Origin of the sequence: Limnohabitans simekii (SeqCode) (assembly GCF_965234735.1) — a bacterium.
GTDB lineage: Bacteria > Pseudomonadota > Gammaproteobacteria > Burkholderiales > Burkholderiaceae_C > Limnohabitans > Limnohabitans simekii.
In genome coordinates this window covers 147867-162640 of record NZ_OZ248543.1, presented here as the reverse complement: position 1 = coordinate 162640, position 14774 = coordinate 147867, and the positions used below count along the sequence as shown (strand labels likewise).

At 60.9% G+C, this 14774-nt stretch carries 12 protein-coding genes; 2 read left to right on the top strand and 10 right to left on the bottom strand.

Features of this window, described 5'->3' with window-relative positions; all coding sequences use genetic code 11:
• The first annotated feature begins 13 nt into the window (after positions 1 to 13).
• Entirely contained in the window at positions 14 to 1078 is a 1065-nt protein-coding gene (selD, locus tag AC8GFP_RS09575) for a selenide, water dikinase SelD (RefSeq protein ID WP_506612606.1), read from the top strand.
• Here selD and AC8GFP_RS09570 read toward each other — a convergent pair.
• From AC8GFP_RS09570 to AC8GFP_RS09540, 7 genes are all read right to left on the bottom strand, one after another.
• Positions 1075 to 1542: a PIN domain-containing protein gene (locus AC8GFP_RS09570; RefSeq protein ID WP_506612604.1), complete on the bottom strand. Its 468-nt coding sequence runs from the start codon at positions 1540 to 1542 to the stop codon at positions 1075 to 1077. The two genes, selD and AC8GFP_RS09570, sit on opposite strands and share 4 nt — an antisense overlap.
• Positions 1532 to 1756, bottom strand: coding sequence for a DUF6364 family protein (locus tag AC8GFP_RS09565; protein WP_506612602.1), 225 nt, complete (start codon positions 1754 to 1756; stop codon positions 1532 to 1534). The genes AC8GFP_RS09570 and AC8GFP_RS09565 overlap by 11 nt, the downstream gene beginning before the upstream one ends.
• Before the next feature lie 65 nt (positions 1757 to 1821).
• Complete coding sequence (locus tag AC8GFP_RS09560) at positions 1822 to 2187, bottom strand: TfoX/Sxy family protein (protein ID WP_506612600.1); 366 nt, start codon at positions 2185 to 2187, stop codon at positions 1822 to 1824.
• A complete protein-coding gene (locus tag AC8GFP_RS09555) occupies positions 2184 to 4268 on the bottom strand; it encodes an ATP-dependent helicase (protein WP_506612599.1) in 2085 nt (694 codons plus the stop codon). The genes AC8GFP_RS09560 and AC8GFP_RS09555 overlap by 4 nt, the downstream gene beginning before the upstream one ends.
• A 64-nt stretch (positions 4269 to 4332) precedes the next feature.
• On the bottom strand, positions 4333 to 6426 hold the full coding sequence (gene priA, locus AC8GFP_RS09550) for a replication restart helicase PriA (RefSeq protein WP_506612966.1): 2094 nt from the start codon (positions 6424 to 6426) through the stop codon (positions 4333 to 4335).
• 343 nt (positions 6427 to 6769) lie between these two features.
• Positions 6770 to 7879, bottom strand: coding sequence for a uroporphyrinogen decarboxylase (gene hemE, locus AC8GFP_RS09545; RefSeq protein WP_506612596.1), 1110 nt, complete (start codon positions 7877 to 7879; stop codon positions 6770 to 6772).
• A gap of 58 nt (positions 7880 to 7937) precedes the next feature.
• Complete coding sequence (locus AC8GFP_RS09540) at positions 7938 to 10121, bottom strand: protein-disulfide reductase DsbD family protein (protein WP_506612594.1); 2184 nt, start codon at positions 10119 to 10121, stop codon at positions 7938 to 7940.
• 69 nt (positions 10122 to 10190) lie between these two features.
• Between AC8GFP_RS09540 and AC8GFP_RS09535 the strand changes: the two genes are divergently transcribed.
• A complete protein-coding gene (locus tag AC8GFP_RS09535) occupies positions 10191 to 10985 on the top strand; it encodes a creatininase family protein (protein WP_506612592.1) in 795 nt (264 codons plus the stop codon).
• On the opposite strand, the gene AC8GFP_RS09530 is transcribed toward AC8GFP_RS09535, so the two are convergent.
• The 3 genes from AC8GFP_RS09530 to AC8GFP_RS09520 are packed head-to-tail and all read right to left on the bottom strand — an operon-like array spanning position 10982 to position 14524.
• Positions 10982 to 11653, bottom strand: coding sequence for a histidine phosphatase family protein (locus AC8GFP_RS09530; protein ID WP_506612590.1), 672 nt, complete (start codon positions 11651 to 11653; stop codon positions 10982 to 10984). The genes AC8GFP_RS09535 and AC8GFP_RS09530 overlap by 4 nt on opposite strands.
• Before the next feature lie 10 nt (positions 11654 to 11663).
• Positions 11664 to 12557: a DMT family transporter gene (locus AC8GFP_RS09525; protein ID WP_506612588.1), complete on the bottom strand. Its 894-nt coding sequence runs from the start codon at positions 12555 to 12557 to the stop codon at positions 11664 to 11666.
• Positions 12554 to 14524 carry an ATP-binding cassette domain-containing protein gene (locus AC8GFP_RS09520; RefSeq protein WP_506612585.1) on the bottom strand — a complete coding sequence of 657 codons (1971 nt, stop codon included), beginning with the start codon at positions 14522 to 14524 and terminating at the stop codon, positions 12554 to 12556. Before AC8GFP_RS09520 ends, AC8GFP_RS09525 begins: the two co-directional genes overlap by 4 nt.
• Positions 14525 to 14774 lie beyond the last annotated feature (250 nt).

Sequence of the window (14774 nt, the reverse complement as noted above, 5' to 3'; positions counted from 1 at the left end):
GTAGATTGCCCGCATGACTTCCACACCACAACAAGAACCTCGACTCACTTCTTTGGCGCACGGCGGGGGCTGTGGTTGCAAGATCGCGCCCGGCGTGCTGCGCGACATCTTGGCCGCCATGCCCAGCTTCCCCATGCCGCCACAACTCATGGTGGGCATGGACACCGCCGATGACGCGGCGGTTTACCAATTGAATGACCAGCAAGCGCTGATTGCCACCACCGATTTCTTCATGCCCATCGTCGACGACCCGTTCGACTTTGGCCGCATCGCCGCCACCAACGCCATCTCGGATGTCTACGCCATGGGCGGCAAACCCATCCTGGCGCTGGCTTTGGTGGGCATGCCGATCAATGTGCTGAGCACCACTACCATTGGCCGGATATTGGCAGGCGGCCACAGCGTGTGTCAGGCGGCGGGCATCCCGATTGCAGGTGGCCACACCATCGACTCGGTCGAGCCGATTTATGGCTTGGTCGCCTTGGGTTTGGCGCAACCCTCGCACATCAAACGCAATGCCTCGGCGCAAGCAGGCGATGTGTTGGTGCTGGGCAAGCCCATCGGTGTCGGCGTCATGTCCGCCGCGCTGAAAAAAGAACAACTGTCTGCGGCCATGTACGCACAGATGATTGACTCGACCACGCGTTTGAACACCCCGGGCCCGGATTTGGCGGCCTTGGAGGGCGTGCATGCCTTGACCGATGTGACTGGCTTTGGCTTGGCGGGCCATGCGCTGGAAATGGCGCGTGGCTCGAAACTGGATGTGCAGCTGAATTGGTCGGCGGTACCGGTGTTTGACGGTGTGCGTGAACTCGCCACAGCAGGCTTCATCACCGGTGCTTCAGGTCGCAACTGGGCGGGCTATGGCGCGGAAGTGGCGTTACCCCAGGGCTTTGGCGCGGTCGATCAGGCCTTGCTGAGCGACCCGCAAACCAGCGGCGGCTTGCTGGTGAGTTGTGCGCCTGGCGCTTTGCCGCAAGTGATGGCGGTGTTGGCCCAGCATGGTTTTGCGCAAGCCTGCGTGGTGGGCCATGTGGCGGCTCGGCAAGCGGATGCGCCGATGTTGCGGGTGGTTTAGATCAACGCATCAAACGGATTCACCACCTTCACACCCCGCAACACTTGCCCGGCTTGAAAGTCTTCGCTGTATAGAGTGTTGCATCGACTGGCCTGGGCGGCACTCACAATCAGGGCGTCATAAAACGACAATTGATGTTGTTGATGCAAGTCCAGTGCTTGCTCCAACATATCTGGTGACACCACGGCCACTTCCAATTGACGCAAAAAAAGCAATTGGGTTTGCACTTGAAGTGGCTTTATGCCGAGCTTTTTCAAAGCCACATTGCAAAACTCCTGCAACACCTGGGTGGACAAAACCGCCCGACCCAAACCATGCAACTGCCCCAGCAAAGCCAAAGCACGGGCTTGTTTCAGTGGCTCGTCGTTGGCGTGTGCATAAACCAGCACATTGGTGTCGATGAAACAACGTCCCTTGGCCACCGTCAGCGGGCGCGGCTCCCGGACAAGATGCTTAGCGCTCATGGGCTTGGTCGCGGTTGAAGCGCCAACCTTGCAGTTGTCCACCCTCTTCTACACAGCGTGTCGCGAAGTCGGCCCAATCTTGGCTGCGGTCGGCACTGCCCGCCAAGTACTCCAGGTGATCGCGCACGGCTTGGTTCAAGCTTTTGCCCATGCGCTGGGCAGCCAGGCGGGCTTTTTCAATGGTTTGGGCGTCTGCGGACAAGGTGATGTTCATAAAATCCACACAGGTTATGTGCAGAAAATATAGCCAAAACGCCCCTCGTCGTCAATGTGATTTGGTTACGCCCGCCGCCACGGCGGCTTGCTGCCGCCTTTGTCTTTGGCCTCTTGGCTGCGCAGCGCCGCGTCAAAAGCGCTTTGCGCCCAAGCCGTGGCCAACGCACGGTCGTCCAAGATGAACTCTGGCGCAAGCCAATAAGACAGCTTCACCGGCTTGCCGCGCTGCTCGAAAGTGAAGGGTTCAGATTGCACGGCGACAAACTCGGCTTGGTTCAAGGCGTCGGTTTTCAAATACAAACGCCCTTGCGCCAACAAGCCAAACATCAGGCCATCGCGGTAGATGCCGTGCGCCCCAAACATGCGGCGGGTGGTGATCGGGCCGAAGTCGGCCAACACCTCGTGCAGGTAGTCCATGAAGTCGCTCATGGCTTCTCCAGCGCTTTTTCGGCCTCCGCCCGCTTGGCAAACTCGGCCCGCAACGCCCGCAATTTCTCGCGCGGGTCTTCTTTGGTGGTGGCCACATCCAAGGCCATTTCGGCGATGAAGCGGCTGGGCAGGCTGCTCACCATCTCGCGGCCTTTTTTGCGCTTGCGGCTCCAACTCACCATCAGGCTGCGCTGGGCGCGGGTGATGCCGACATACATCAGGCGACGCTCTTCCTGAATGCGTGTCAAATTCAAGGCGTCTTGTTGCAGGCTGACGCCATCTTCCTCGGGCTTGAACGGCAGCAAGCCTTCGTTCACACCCGCCATCATCACGTGTGGCCACTCGAGGCCTTTGGCGGCGTGCAAGGTGGACAAGGTCACCACGTCTTGGTCTTTGTCCCGCTCGGACAGCGTCGACAAGAGCGCGATGGTTTGCGCTACCTCCAGCAGGCTTTTTGCTTCGCTCACCAGGCTCACACCGGCGGTGTCGTCCACCTCGCCGCCACAGCGCTTGGCCATCCAGTCGATGAAATCCATCACATTCGCCCAGCGGGCGGCGGCCAGCTTCTCGCTTTCCTCGCCGTCGTACAAATGCTTTTCGTAGTCGATGTCTTTGAGCCACTGCAGCAACAGCGCCAGCGCCGCTTCAGCGCCTTGGGTGTGGCGGGCGCGAAATTGCAAATCGTTGATCTCGTTGCCAAAGGCTTGCAGGCTTTCCACCGCGCGGGTGGGCAGGGCCGCGCCCAGCGAATGGCTGAACACGGCTTCGAACAGGCTGATGCGGTATTTGTTGGCGAACTCACCCAGCTTTTGCAAGCTGGTGTGGCCAATGCCGCGTTTGGGCGTGGTGACGCAGCGCAAAAACGCCGGGTCGTCATCGTTGTTCACCCACAAGCGCAGCCAAGCGCACAGGTCGCGGATTTCGGCGCGGTCAAAAAAGCTTTGGCCGCCTGACACCTTGTAGGGGATGGCGGCTTTGCGAAAGGCTTTTTCCAACATGCGCGACTGGTGGTTGGCGCGGTAAAGCACCGCGAAGTCTTTCCAAGCGCGGAACTGGCTCACGCCTTCGCCGGTCTCGTTGCCCGCCCGCAGGCTTTGGATGCGGTTGACGATGCGCTCGGCCTCGTGCTCTTCGTTGTCGGCGTCAATCACCCGCACTGGCTCGCCTGCGCCCAATTCTGAAAAAAGCGTTTTCGGAAACAGCTTGGGGTTGGGGCCAATCACGTTGTTGGCGGCTTGCAAAATGGCCGAGGTGGAGCGGTAGTTTTGCTCCAGCTTCACCACCTTGAGCGCGGGGAAATCGTTGGGCAGTTGCTGCAGGTTGTCCAAAGTGGCGCCGCGCCAGCCGTAGATGGATTGGTCGTCGTCGCCCACCGCGGTGAAGCGGGCCCGCTCGCCCACCAACAGCTTGAGCAAGGTGTACTGGGTGGCGTTGGTGTCTTGGTACTCGTCCACCAGCACATGGCCCATCTGCTGCTGCCACTGGGCCAGCACCTCGGGGTGTTGTTGCAGCAGTTTCAGGGGCAGGCCAATCAGGTCGTCAAAGTCGACGCTTTGGTAGGCCGTCAGGCGTTCTTCGTACCGCGCCATGATGCGGGCGGTGATGCGTTCGTTGTCGTTGCTGGCTTGCGCCTCGGCCATGGCGGCGTTCAGACCTTGGTTTTTCCACAGGCTGATGGCCCATTGCCATTGGCGGGCCGTGGCCGCATCGGTGGTGCCACCCGCGTCTTTCAGGATGGACGTCACGTCATCGGTGTCCAAGATGCTGAAGTTGTTTTTCAGGCCCAGCGCGTCGCCGTTTTGCCGCAACATGCGCACCCCCAAGGCGTGGAAAGTGCAAATCAACACCTTTTGCGCCTCGCGCCCCACCAACTGCTTGGCGCGGTCGCGCATCTCGGCGGCGGCTTTGTTGGTGAAGGTGATGGCGGCGATGCGTTCGGGCTCGAGGCCAAGCTGAATCAGGTGGCCGATTTTGTGGGTGATGACGCGGGTTTTGCCGGAGCCCGCACCGGCCAACACCAAACACGGGCCTTGCACATGGTGAACCGCTTCCAGCTGCGGGAGATTGAGAGAGGCGGTCATAGGGGGAGGGATCTTACCGAGCCGGGGGTGCAGCGCCGTGAGCTGGACTGACAAATGGATTTTCTCAAATCGCCAGCGGATCCACGTCGATGGCCCAACGCAGCACCGCCTTGTGGCTGGCGCGTAAATGCTGCAAATCGGCTTGCCACGCGGCCAAGAAATGCTGCAAGGCGCGGCGCGAACCCGATTCAATCAGCATTTGCGCCCGTTCCACATTGGCCACGCGTTGCATGCTCATCGGTACCGCCGGGTAGAGGGTGACGGCCAGCTCCAACTCGGCCAGCCAGGTGTCACCGGCTTGGCGGGCGGCATTCAAAAAATCTTGCGCCGCTTCTTGGCTGCGCGCCTCGGCCCGCACCAGCGCTTGGAAGGTGAACGGTGGCAAACCGGCTTGGCTGCGCTCGCGCAATTGCTGCTCGGCGAAGGCCGCGAAATCGTGTTGCTTCAAGGTTTCAAACAGCGGGTGCGCCGGGTGAAAGGTTTGCACCCACATTTCGCACGGACTGGCATCCGACAGTTCGGCGTCGCGGCCCGCCCGTCCAGCCGCTTGCATCAGCAAGGAGAACAGGCGCTCGGGGGCGCGAAAGTCGGCGGAAAACAAAGCACCGTCGGGGTTCAAGGCCGCCACCAGGGTGACGCGGCGAAAGTCATGGCCCTTGGCCACCATTTGCGTGCCCACCAACACATCGACGTCGCCGTCATGCACCTCGGCCAACTGGCGCACCAACTCGCCTTTCAAACGGATGGAGTCCGCATCGATGCGGGCGATGCGCAACGCCGATCCATCGGGGCGTTTCATGTCCGCCAACAGCTCGGCCAAATGCTCTTCCAGCCGTTCGGTGCCGTGGCCAAACGAGCCGATGTCTTGGTTGCCACAGCCCGGGCAAGCCCGCGGCACGGGTTGGGTCAGGCTGCAATGGTGGCAGCGCAGCGTGCGGTCGGCCTTGTGGAACACCCGGTAGGCACTGCAATGCGGGCATTCGCTTTTCCAGCCGCAGGAAGCGCAATGCAATACCGGCGCATAACCACGGCGGTTGAGCAACAACAGCACCTGCTCTTGCCGCGCCAAGCGCTCGCGCATGGCCGCCAACAAAGGGGCTGACACCAGGGTTTTGCGCGGCTGCTTGTTCATGTCCACGCGCCGCAGCAAGGGCAAGGCCCCCGAGCCGACACGGCTGGGCATGGCCAAGCGCTGGTAGCGCGGCGCGGGTTCGCCCGGCACGGCAGGGCGGCTGTGGTGCCAGCTCTCCAGCGACGGCGTGGCCGAGCCTAATATCACTTGCGCTTGGTCGAGTTGACCGCGGTAGACCGCCAAATCCCGCGCTGAATAACGTGCCCCTTCTTGCTGTTTGTAGCTGGGGTCGTGTTCTTCATCCACCACGATCAGCCGCAGGTGCGGCATCGAGGCCAGCACCGCCATGCGGGTGCCCAGCACCAAGCGGGCTTGGCCGGTGTGGGCGCTGAGCCAGCTGTTCAAGCGCTGGGCGGGCGTCATGCCGCTGTGCATGGACACGATGGCGGCCTCGCCAAGGTTGGCAAACCGCTGCCGCACCCGCTCTTCCAGCTGGGGCGTCAGGTTGATTTCGGGCACCAGCATCAGCACCTGGGCCAGCGGGTCTTGCGCCAACACCAAGGCGGCGCGGCGCAAATACACCTCGGTTTTGCCGCTGCCGGTGTTGCCGTGCAGCACAAATGGCCCCGGGTCGCTGTCCAAACGCGCCAGTGCTGTGGCTTGTTCGGTCGTGAGTACGGGTGGTGTTTTGGTTTGAGAAATATCTAAGTCATTGATTTTATTATGTTTTTTCAGTTTTCGTGCCAATTGCTCGGCGCTGACCTCGCGCAACTGCGGCGGCAGACAGGCCAGCGCGAATTCGCCGACCGAGCGCTGGTAATAGTGGGCGGCAAAGTCCACCAGTTGCAGCCAATGCGCTAACAGCGGGGGGATGACGTCCAGCACCTGGGCGATGGGTTTGAGCACCCGTTCTGGCGGGGCCGGGTTGGCGGCGCCTGCTTCGGCGCGGGGCCAAACCAGACCCAAACTGTCTCGCGCGCCCAAGGGCACCCGCACCAAACTGCCCGGCGGCAAAGCGCTGGGATGGCTGTAGCTCAACGGCCCGGTCAAGCGGCTGTAGGCCGGGGTGGGAAGCAAAACAGAGATTTCTTCCAATCTGTCAAGCCCCCAGTTGCGCTTTGTTATTCGGACAAATCTTCATTAAGGGCGCTAAGTGGTTGATATGCAATGGGTTTGGGGGTCATCCAGAATTTCTGTGGATAACTTTGTTGACAGCTTGTCAGACTCTGGCGCAAAGCCCGATTTTGCAGGGCTTTGAACACATTGCCCGAAAAATCAGCAGCGCCGGGAGTCCTTATGAATCAAGCACTTACAAAAAAACTGAGGCACTGAAAATTTTTTTCAAGTGTAAGCACTAAGTTAAGCAGTCGCCAAAAATTTGTGCATAAGTGAAGAAACCAGGCTAAAACTTTTTGACAATTCTGACTGTTTAACTGCTTTGACGCAGCTTTTTGGAGTGGCTGTGCACGGCTTCGACCAAGGCGCTGACATGCTCGGGTGGGGTGAACTGGCTGATGCCGTGGCCGAGGTTGAAGATGTGGGTCGGGCCGCTGGTGTGCGGGTCGGTGTGGGGTTGACCAAAGCTGTCGAGCACGCTGCGCACCTGGGCGGCAATCGCCTCGGGCGGCGCAAACAGCACGTTCGGGTCGATGTTGCCTTGCAGCGCCTTGCCGGGGCCGCCGACGGGGCCGCCCACCATGGCACGGGCTTTGGCCAAATTCACGGTCCAGTCCAGGCCCAGCACCTCGCAGTCGAGGTCGGCCATCTCGGACAGCCACAAACCGCCGCCTTTGGTGAAGACCAGGCGTGGAATCACCGCGCCGTCTTGGCTGCGCTGCAACTGCGCCAGCACACGGCGGGTGTAGGCCAGGCTGAATGCTTGGAATGCGCCGTCGGCCAGCACGCCGCCCCAGCTGTCAAACACCATCACGGCTTGGGCACCAGCCTGAATTTGCGTGTTCAGGTAGAGCGCCACGGCGTCGGCGTTGATGGCCAAGATGCGGTGCATCAGGTCGGGTCGGCTGTACATCAGGCTTTTGACCAAACGGTAGTCGTCCGAGCCGCCGCCCTCCACCATGTAGCAAGCCAGCGTCCAGGGACTGCCCGAGAAACCAATCAGGGGCACGCGGCCGTTCAAGGCTTTGCGAATACTGGTGACCGCATCAAACACATATTGCAACTTGTGCATGTCCGGCACCGCCAGCGCCGCCACCGCGGCTTCATCCCGCACCACTTTTTCAAATTTGGGGCCTTCGCCTTGTGCGAACGACAGGCCCAAACCCATGGCGTCCGGGACGGTCAGGATGTCGGAGAACAAAATGGACGCGTCCAGCGGATAGCGGTCCAGCGGCTGCAAGGTGACTTCGGTGGCGTAGTCCACGTTGGTGGCCAAGCCCATGAAGCTGCCCGCCTTGGCGCGGGTGGCGCAGTACTCGGGCAAATACCGGCCTGCTTGGCGCATCAGCCAAACGGGGGTGTGGTCGGTGGCCTGACGCAGGCAGGCTTTGAGGAAGCTGTCGTTTTGGAGCGGTTTGTTCATGCACCTATTGTGGCAGGCGCGCAAGGGTTTGCACTCGGGTGTCACCCGAGGTTGACACTCAAAGCGCGGTCAGCGCTGCCAACACCAAGGTGGGTGTGAGCAGCTCGGGCAGCAATTGCGGCGCTTTCCCGGGCGCTTGCAACACATAGACCGGTACGCCGCTGCGGCCCAATTGGTTCAAGGCGGCGCTGATGGCCGGGTCTTGGCGGGTCCAGTCGGCACGCAGCAACACCACTTTTTTGTCGGCAAAAGCTTGCAGCACCTGCGGGTCGCGCAAGGTGGTTTGCTTGTTCACCTGGCAGGTGACGCACCAAGCGGCGGTGAAATCAATGAACACGGTTTGGCCATTGGCATGGGCCTGCGCCACTTTGTCAACAGACCATGGCTGCCACACAGAGGCGCTGGCCGTGGGCGAGTCGGCAAGGGGCGCTTCCCGGGTGATGACGGGCCCCCAGACCCACAGCAACCACGCCAAGAGAACAGCAAACACGCTGGCGGTGATGTTGCGGCCGTTGCTCAAGCCTAGCGCCCACACCAGTCCGCTGAAAGCGATGAGCGCGGCCAGCAACACCGCGCTGGCGTCGATGCTGGTTTGCTGACCCAGCACCCACAACAGCCAAACCACGGTGGCCAGCATGGGGAAACCCAGGGCTTGGCGCAAAGTCACCATCCAAGCGCCGGGGCGCGGCAGCCAATCGGCGGCCACCGGCCACCAGCAGGCCAGCAAAAACGGCAGTGCCAAGCCCAGCCCCAAACTCAGGAAGATGACCAGGCCTTGCCAAGCGGGCAAGGTGAAGGCCAAACCCACCGACGCCCCCATGAAAGGCGCGGTGCAAGGCGCGGCCACCACCACTGCCAACACGCCCGACAGCAAGGCATCCGCCAAAGGGTGTCGCGCCAACTGCGCGGCCAAACCGCTGGCCCAAGCCGCACGCACATGCAACACGCCAAACAAATTCAAAGCAATCAGCGTGAACAACAAAGACAGCACCACCACCACCCAGGGCGACTGCAATTGAAAGCCCCAGCCGAGTTGCTCGCCGCTGGCACGAATCGCCATCACCAACAGCGCCAGCCCCAGCATGCTCAGCAACACGCCCAAGGTGTAGGCCAGCCCAATGCCGCGCCGCATAGAGGCGGTGACCGAGGGCTGGCTCAGGCTCAGCAGTTTGATGGCCAGCACCGGCAAGACGCAGGGCATGAGGTTGAGCAACAAACCGCCCACCAAGGCGCCCAGCATGGCGCTGAGCAAGGCCCAGGTGCTGGCCGGGGGCAAGCTGGTTGGGGGCTTGGCTGTTGCAGAACTGGCGGACGACTTGGATTCAGCCGCCAGGGGCGCAGCCGGTTTGGGCAGGGCGGGCCAGTCGCCTTGGATTTTCAGTTGCACCGTCCAAGCTTGAGGCATGGGTGTGCTGTCATCCACCAACAGCAAGCCAACCGTGTTGGGCGTGCTGCTGCGAAAGGTGTGCAAGGGCGCATCGAGTTGCCATTGGCCGTTTTGCCAAGCGGCTTTGGTGCCAGCCAGCCCCAAGCCGCTGGCCAAGACTTCCGGGCTTTGGGCATAGGCCTTCAACGCTCGGCCCTGCACCGCAGCCGGCAGTCCTTGGATGTTCAGGCTCAGGGCTTGGCCCTTGAAACTGGCGGTTTGGGTGGCCGGTTGCAGGGTGGTGGGTTGCTGTTCCAGCAGCGCGGCAAAGTCGGCGGCGTGACCGGCGGTGCTGGCTTGTGGGTTCAGCGTCAAGACAAATTGCCCCGACTGTGGAATGCATTCTTCTTTGCACACCAGCCATTCGGCGTTCAGGCGAATCTCGAGTGTTTGCGCGGGTTTGAAGCCCTTGTCGATCTGCACTTGCGTGCCCAACAACACCTGGTTTTCATAGCCATGGTTCACCATGTTGGCCACGGGAATCATGCCCGGAATTGGCCACAAGGTGGGCCCGGCCTTCAAGCCTGGCGGCAGCGTCCAATTCAGTTGGGTGGCCAAGCCACTGTCGCCGGGGTTGAGCCAGTAGGTGTGCCAGCCCGGCTGGTGTTTCAACAGCAAACCCAGCATCAGGCTTTGACCGGCTTGCACGCCTTGCGGCGCATGCGCCACCAACTCGGCCCGCACTTGCGGCGTGGTGACGACGGCAGAAGAAAGGCTTTGCGCAGGGCTGGCAGCCGACCACAACACAGCGGTGAGAAAAACGGCCAGCACCTGAAGTGGCTTGCCAAAGTGCTGGCGCAAGGCGTGAAATGTCATGGAGGGCGAGGTCAAAATGTCTTTCAGTGGCATCAATCCCATGTTACCCAAGCCCTTAAGATGCTGCGCATGAAGGACATTCCTCGCCATTGGGCCGATTGCAACACCACCGACTTTGCCGAACTTGACGCGGCACACACCGTGGCTGTCTTGCCGTTGGGCGCTACTGAACAACACGGGCCGCACCTGCCTTTGTCGGTGGACACCGATCTGGTCAACGCCATGCTGGCTGCGGCGATGTCGCATTTGCAGCCGTCTGATCCGGTGTTGTTGTTGCCCACCCAAACCGTGGGTTTGAGCAGCGAGCACAGCGCTTACGACGGTACCTTGAGTTTTTCACCGGCTTCGGTCATCGAGCAATGGTGCAGCCTGGGCGAGTCGGTGGCTCGCACCGGCATCAAAAAACTCTTGCTCTTCAATGCGCACGGCGGCAACGTGGCTTTGATGGATGTGGTGGGGCGTGAACTGCGCGGCCACTGCGGCCTCACGGTGTTCAGCAGCAGCTGGTACCAATTGCCCTTGGGCGAGGCGCTGCAAGCGTTTGACGCCCACGAGCAGCGCTTTGGGGTGCACGGCGGCGACATCGAAACCTCGCTCATGCTGGCCATCGCGCCGCACAAAGTGCGCATGGAGGAGGCCCAAGTGTTAGCGTCCAGCTCAGAGCAGCGGGCCAAAGATTTTGAACTCTTGGGCAACGGCCAAAGCGCCAAGCTGGGCTGGCACATGCAGGACTACAACCCGCATGGCGCAGCCGGCAACGCGGCGGCAGCCACCGCTGCCAAAGGCCAAGCGCTGCTCGACGCTGTGGGGGTGCAATTGGCCAAGTTGCTGCAAGAGTTGATGCGCTTTGAGCCGTTGATTTAAGTGAACGTCACCCAATCCTTGTAGGCGGGCGCATCCAAGTGGTTGATGGTGTTGAAGCTCACCAGCGTGTGGCGCTTCGGGTTGAACACCAACTCACTCACCGCTGTGTTGCGAATCCGCATGTTCATCTCGATCATGCTATCGGGCGGTGTGCCCAAGAGCGTGCCCACTGCCGTTGAAATCGGCCCGCCACTCGACACCATCAACACATCGCCGCTGTGCTGCGCCCGCACATGGGCCAAAGCGTCCTGGATGCCTTGCACAAACTCACTGAATGCAGGCATGCCTTGGGGTTGGGTTTGAGCCCGCATCCAGGCTTGCAAGCCTTTGCGCAGCAGGCCGAAATGGTGCTTGTACAGCGCGGGCGTGTCGGGTTTGGCCAAGGGCTCGGGGTGGATGGTGTGGATCACCGCATGGCTGTCGTACTCGTTCAAACCCGGCCAGACCAAAGGCTGTAAATGGGGCGCTTGCATGCCGGTTTGAATGCCTTCCCAGGTTTGCCGATGCCGCTTCAAGCTGCCCATCAACACGGCTTCAAATTGCAGACCGCGTTCGCGGAAATACGCGCCCAAACGCTGGCTTTGCTGGTGGCCCAGCGGCGACAGATTGTCGTAATCGTCGGCACCAAACGAGGCCTGGCCGTGGCGCACCAAATAAAGAGTTCCCATGCTGGGCATTCTATGAACGGTGAACGGCCATTTGGCGGCTGATGAAAACAGTGGCGACAACGGCCAAGCCAAAGCCGACGGTGAGGGCGTCCAAGCGTTCGCCCAGCACGGGGATGGCCACCAACATGCCCAAAAACGGTTGCAGCAACTGGATTTGGCTCACCCGCACCGTGCCGCCCATGGCCAGGCCACGGTACCAAGCGAAGAATCCGAGCCACATTGAGAACAAACACACATAAGCAAAACCTGCCCACGCGGTCCAAGGCACCGTGGTGATGGGTTGACTCCACCAAGCCAGCGGCACGGTGACCGGCAACGACAACACCAGCGCCCAGCAGATCACCTGCTCGGCCCCCATGGTTTGTGACATGCGCGAACCCCAGGCGTAACCCACGGCGGCAAACGCCATGGCGCACAGCAACAACACATCGGCCAAATGCAAGGCCAAACCGGCTTGGCCCGAGCGCAGCAATGCAAAACTCACCACCAAGGCCGTGCCGGTGACGGCGCAGACCCAAAACCCCAGAGACGGGCGCTGGCGGTTCATCACCGCCGCCAGTGCTGCGGTGGCCAGGGGCAGCACGCCTGTGATGACGCTGGCATGGGAGGCTTCCACATACCGCATGGCCAGGGAAGTGAAGAGAGGAAAACCAAACACCACACCCACCGCCACCAGCCCCAAACCCTTGATGTCACAGCGCTGCGGCCAGGCCGCCTTGGTGAACCACAGGTAGACAATCGACAAGATGCCCGCCACTGCTGCACGACCCATGGCCACAAACACACCCGACAGATGCGGGTCTTCAGGTGTGCCCACCGCCAAGCGGGTGACCGGCAAGGTCACGGCAAAGGTCATCACCCCAAGCAGGCCAAACCACATGCCCTGTCGTTCTTTGGGCGTCATGCGGCGGGGACGCGTTGGCTCAAAGCCTCCCAGCGTTCCATGGCGTCCAGCAATTCATCGTCAATCTGCGCCACCCGCGCTGCTTTCTCGGCCGCGCCTTGGGGGTCGCTGACATACAAGCTGCCGTCGGCCAAGGCGTTGTTCAAGGCGACTTGTTCTTGTTCTAAAGCTTCAATCAGGCCAGGCAGGCTGTCGTATTCGCGCTGTTCCTTGAAGCTGAGTTTTTTGACGGGGGCTTTGGCAGGGACAGATTGATGGGTCTCATGCTGCGCCTGCGAAGCTTGCCCATTGCCTGCATTCGCCGCCTCACCTGTACCAGCAGATGTCTTTGAACCTGCACTTGCCGTGCTTTTTCCGGCTGCAGGCGCGGGTTTGATGTCCGCCACTTTTTGCGACCACACTTTGGCGCGGTTGGACTGCAGCAACCAATCTTGCACGCCGCCTTCGTACTCGCGCCAATGGCCGTCGCCCTCGTAGGCGATGGTGCTGGTGACCACATTGTCCAAAAAGGCGCGGTCGTGGCTGACCAAAAACACGGTGCCAGGGTAGTTTTGCAGCAACTCTTCCAGCAGTTCCAGGGTGTCGATGTCCAAGTCGTTGGTGGGTTCGTCCAGCACCAGCACATTGGCAGGGCGGGCGAACAAACGCGCCAACAGCAAGCGGTTGCGCTCACCGCCCGAGAGGGTGCGCACCGGCGAATTGGCACGTGCTGGCGAAAATAAAAAATCGCCTAAATAGCTTTTCACGTGCTGGCGCTGGCTGCCAATCTCGATCCATTCGCTGCCCGGGCTGATGAAGTCTTCCAACGTGGCGTCCAGGTCCAAGGCGTTGCGCATTTGGTCGAAATAGGCCACTTGCAAATTCGCGCCTTGGCGCACCTTGCCGCTGCTGGCTTGCAGCTCACCCAAGATGAGTTTGAGCAAGGTAGTTTTGCCTGCGCCGTTCGGGCCTACCAATCCCACTTTGTCGCCGCGCAGCAAGGTGGCGCTGAAGTTGTTCACCACCGTTTTGTCGCCAAAGGACATGGTCACGTCGGTCAACTCGGCCACAATTTTTCCGCTGGGCAAACCCGCGTCCACACTGGCTTTCACCTGGCCCATGGTGTTGCGCCGTGCTTGCCGCGAAGCCCGCAGCTTCTCTAAGCGGGCAATTCGCGCCACCGAGCGGGTGCGGCGTGCTTCCACCCCGCGGCGCACCCACACCTCCTCTTGCGCGAGCAGTTTGTCGGCTTTGGCTTGGGTCACGGCTTCAGCGGCCAGCTCGGCTTCTTTGGTCAACAAATAAGCTTGGAAATTACCTTGGTAGGAGTACAAATGCCCGCGGTCCAGCTCAACGATGCGGGTCGACACTTTGTCTAAGAATGCGCGGTCGTGGGTGATAACGACCACGCTGCCTTTGAATTCCACCAACAAATCTTCCAGCCACTGGATGCTGTCCAAATCCAAGTGGTTGGTGGGTTCGTCCAACAGCAGCATGTCGGGCAAGGTCACCAAGGCTTGGCCCAAGGCCACGCGCTTTTTGGTGCCGCCAGACAAGCTGCCCACCAAGGCGTCGGCGTCTAAGTGCAGGCGTTGCAGGGTTTCGGTCACGCGTTGTTCCCAGTTCCAGCCGTCTTGCATCTCGATGGTGTTCTGCAAGGCGTTGAGGTCGCCTTCGCCTGCGTAGTAGCGCTCCAGCACCGCTTTCAGGGGCGACAAACCCTCGCTCACCGCGTCAAAAACCGTCATCTCTGGGGTTAGAACGGGCTCTTGCGCCACGTACGCCAGCTTCAAGTCTTGCTGAAACTGGATCACGCCGTCGTCCAGGTGCTCCATGCCCGCCAAAATCTTCAAGAGAGAAGACTTGCCGGTGCCGTTGCGGCCAATCAGGCCAATGCGCTCCAAGGTTTCTATGGAAAGGGCGGTTTTGTCTAGCAGGGGAACGTCGCCAAATGCCAGCTGTGCTGCTTGTAGTGTGATGAGAGCCATCACCGCATTATCCCGACGCGCTAAAGCTGCACGACTTTCACCCTCCTGATTCTCGCGAACCAACGATCTGCAAAGTGCCTCATCAACTGCCGCGCCGAGCACGTGCGTGGCAACGCCCTTCAAAGTGCACCAGCATCAGCTGCAGCGCTCCACAAGGGCATGGCACCCTTCAAAGCTCATCATCAAGGGCTGCCACGCCCATCACGGGCATGGCAGCCTTCAAAGCGCGATCGCCTTAAAGCGGATCGAT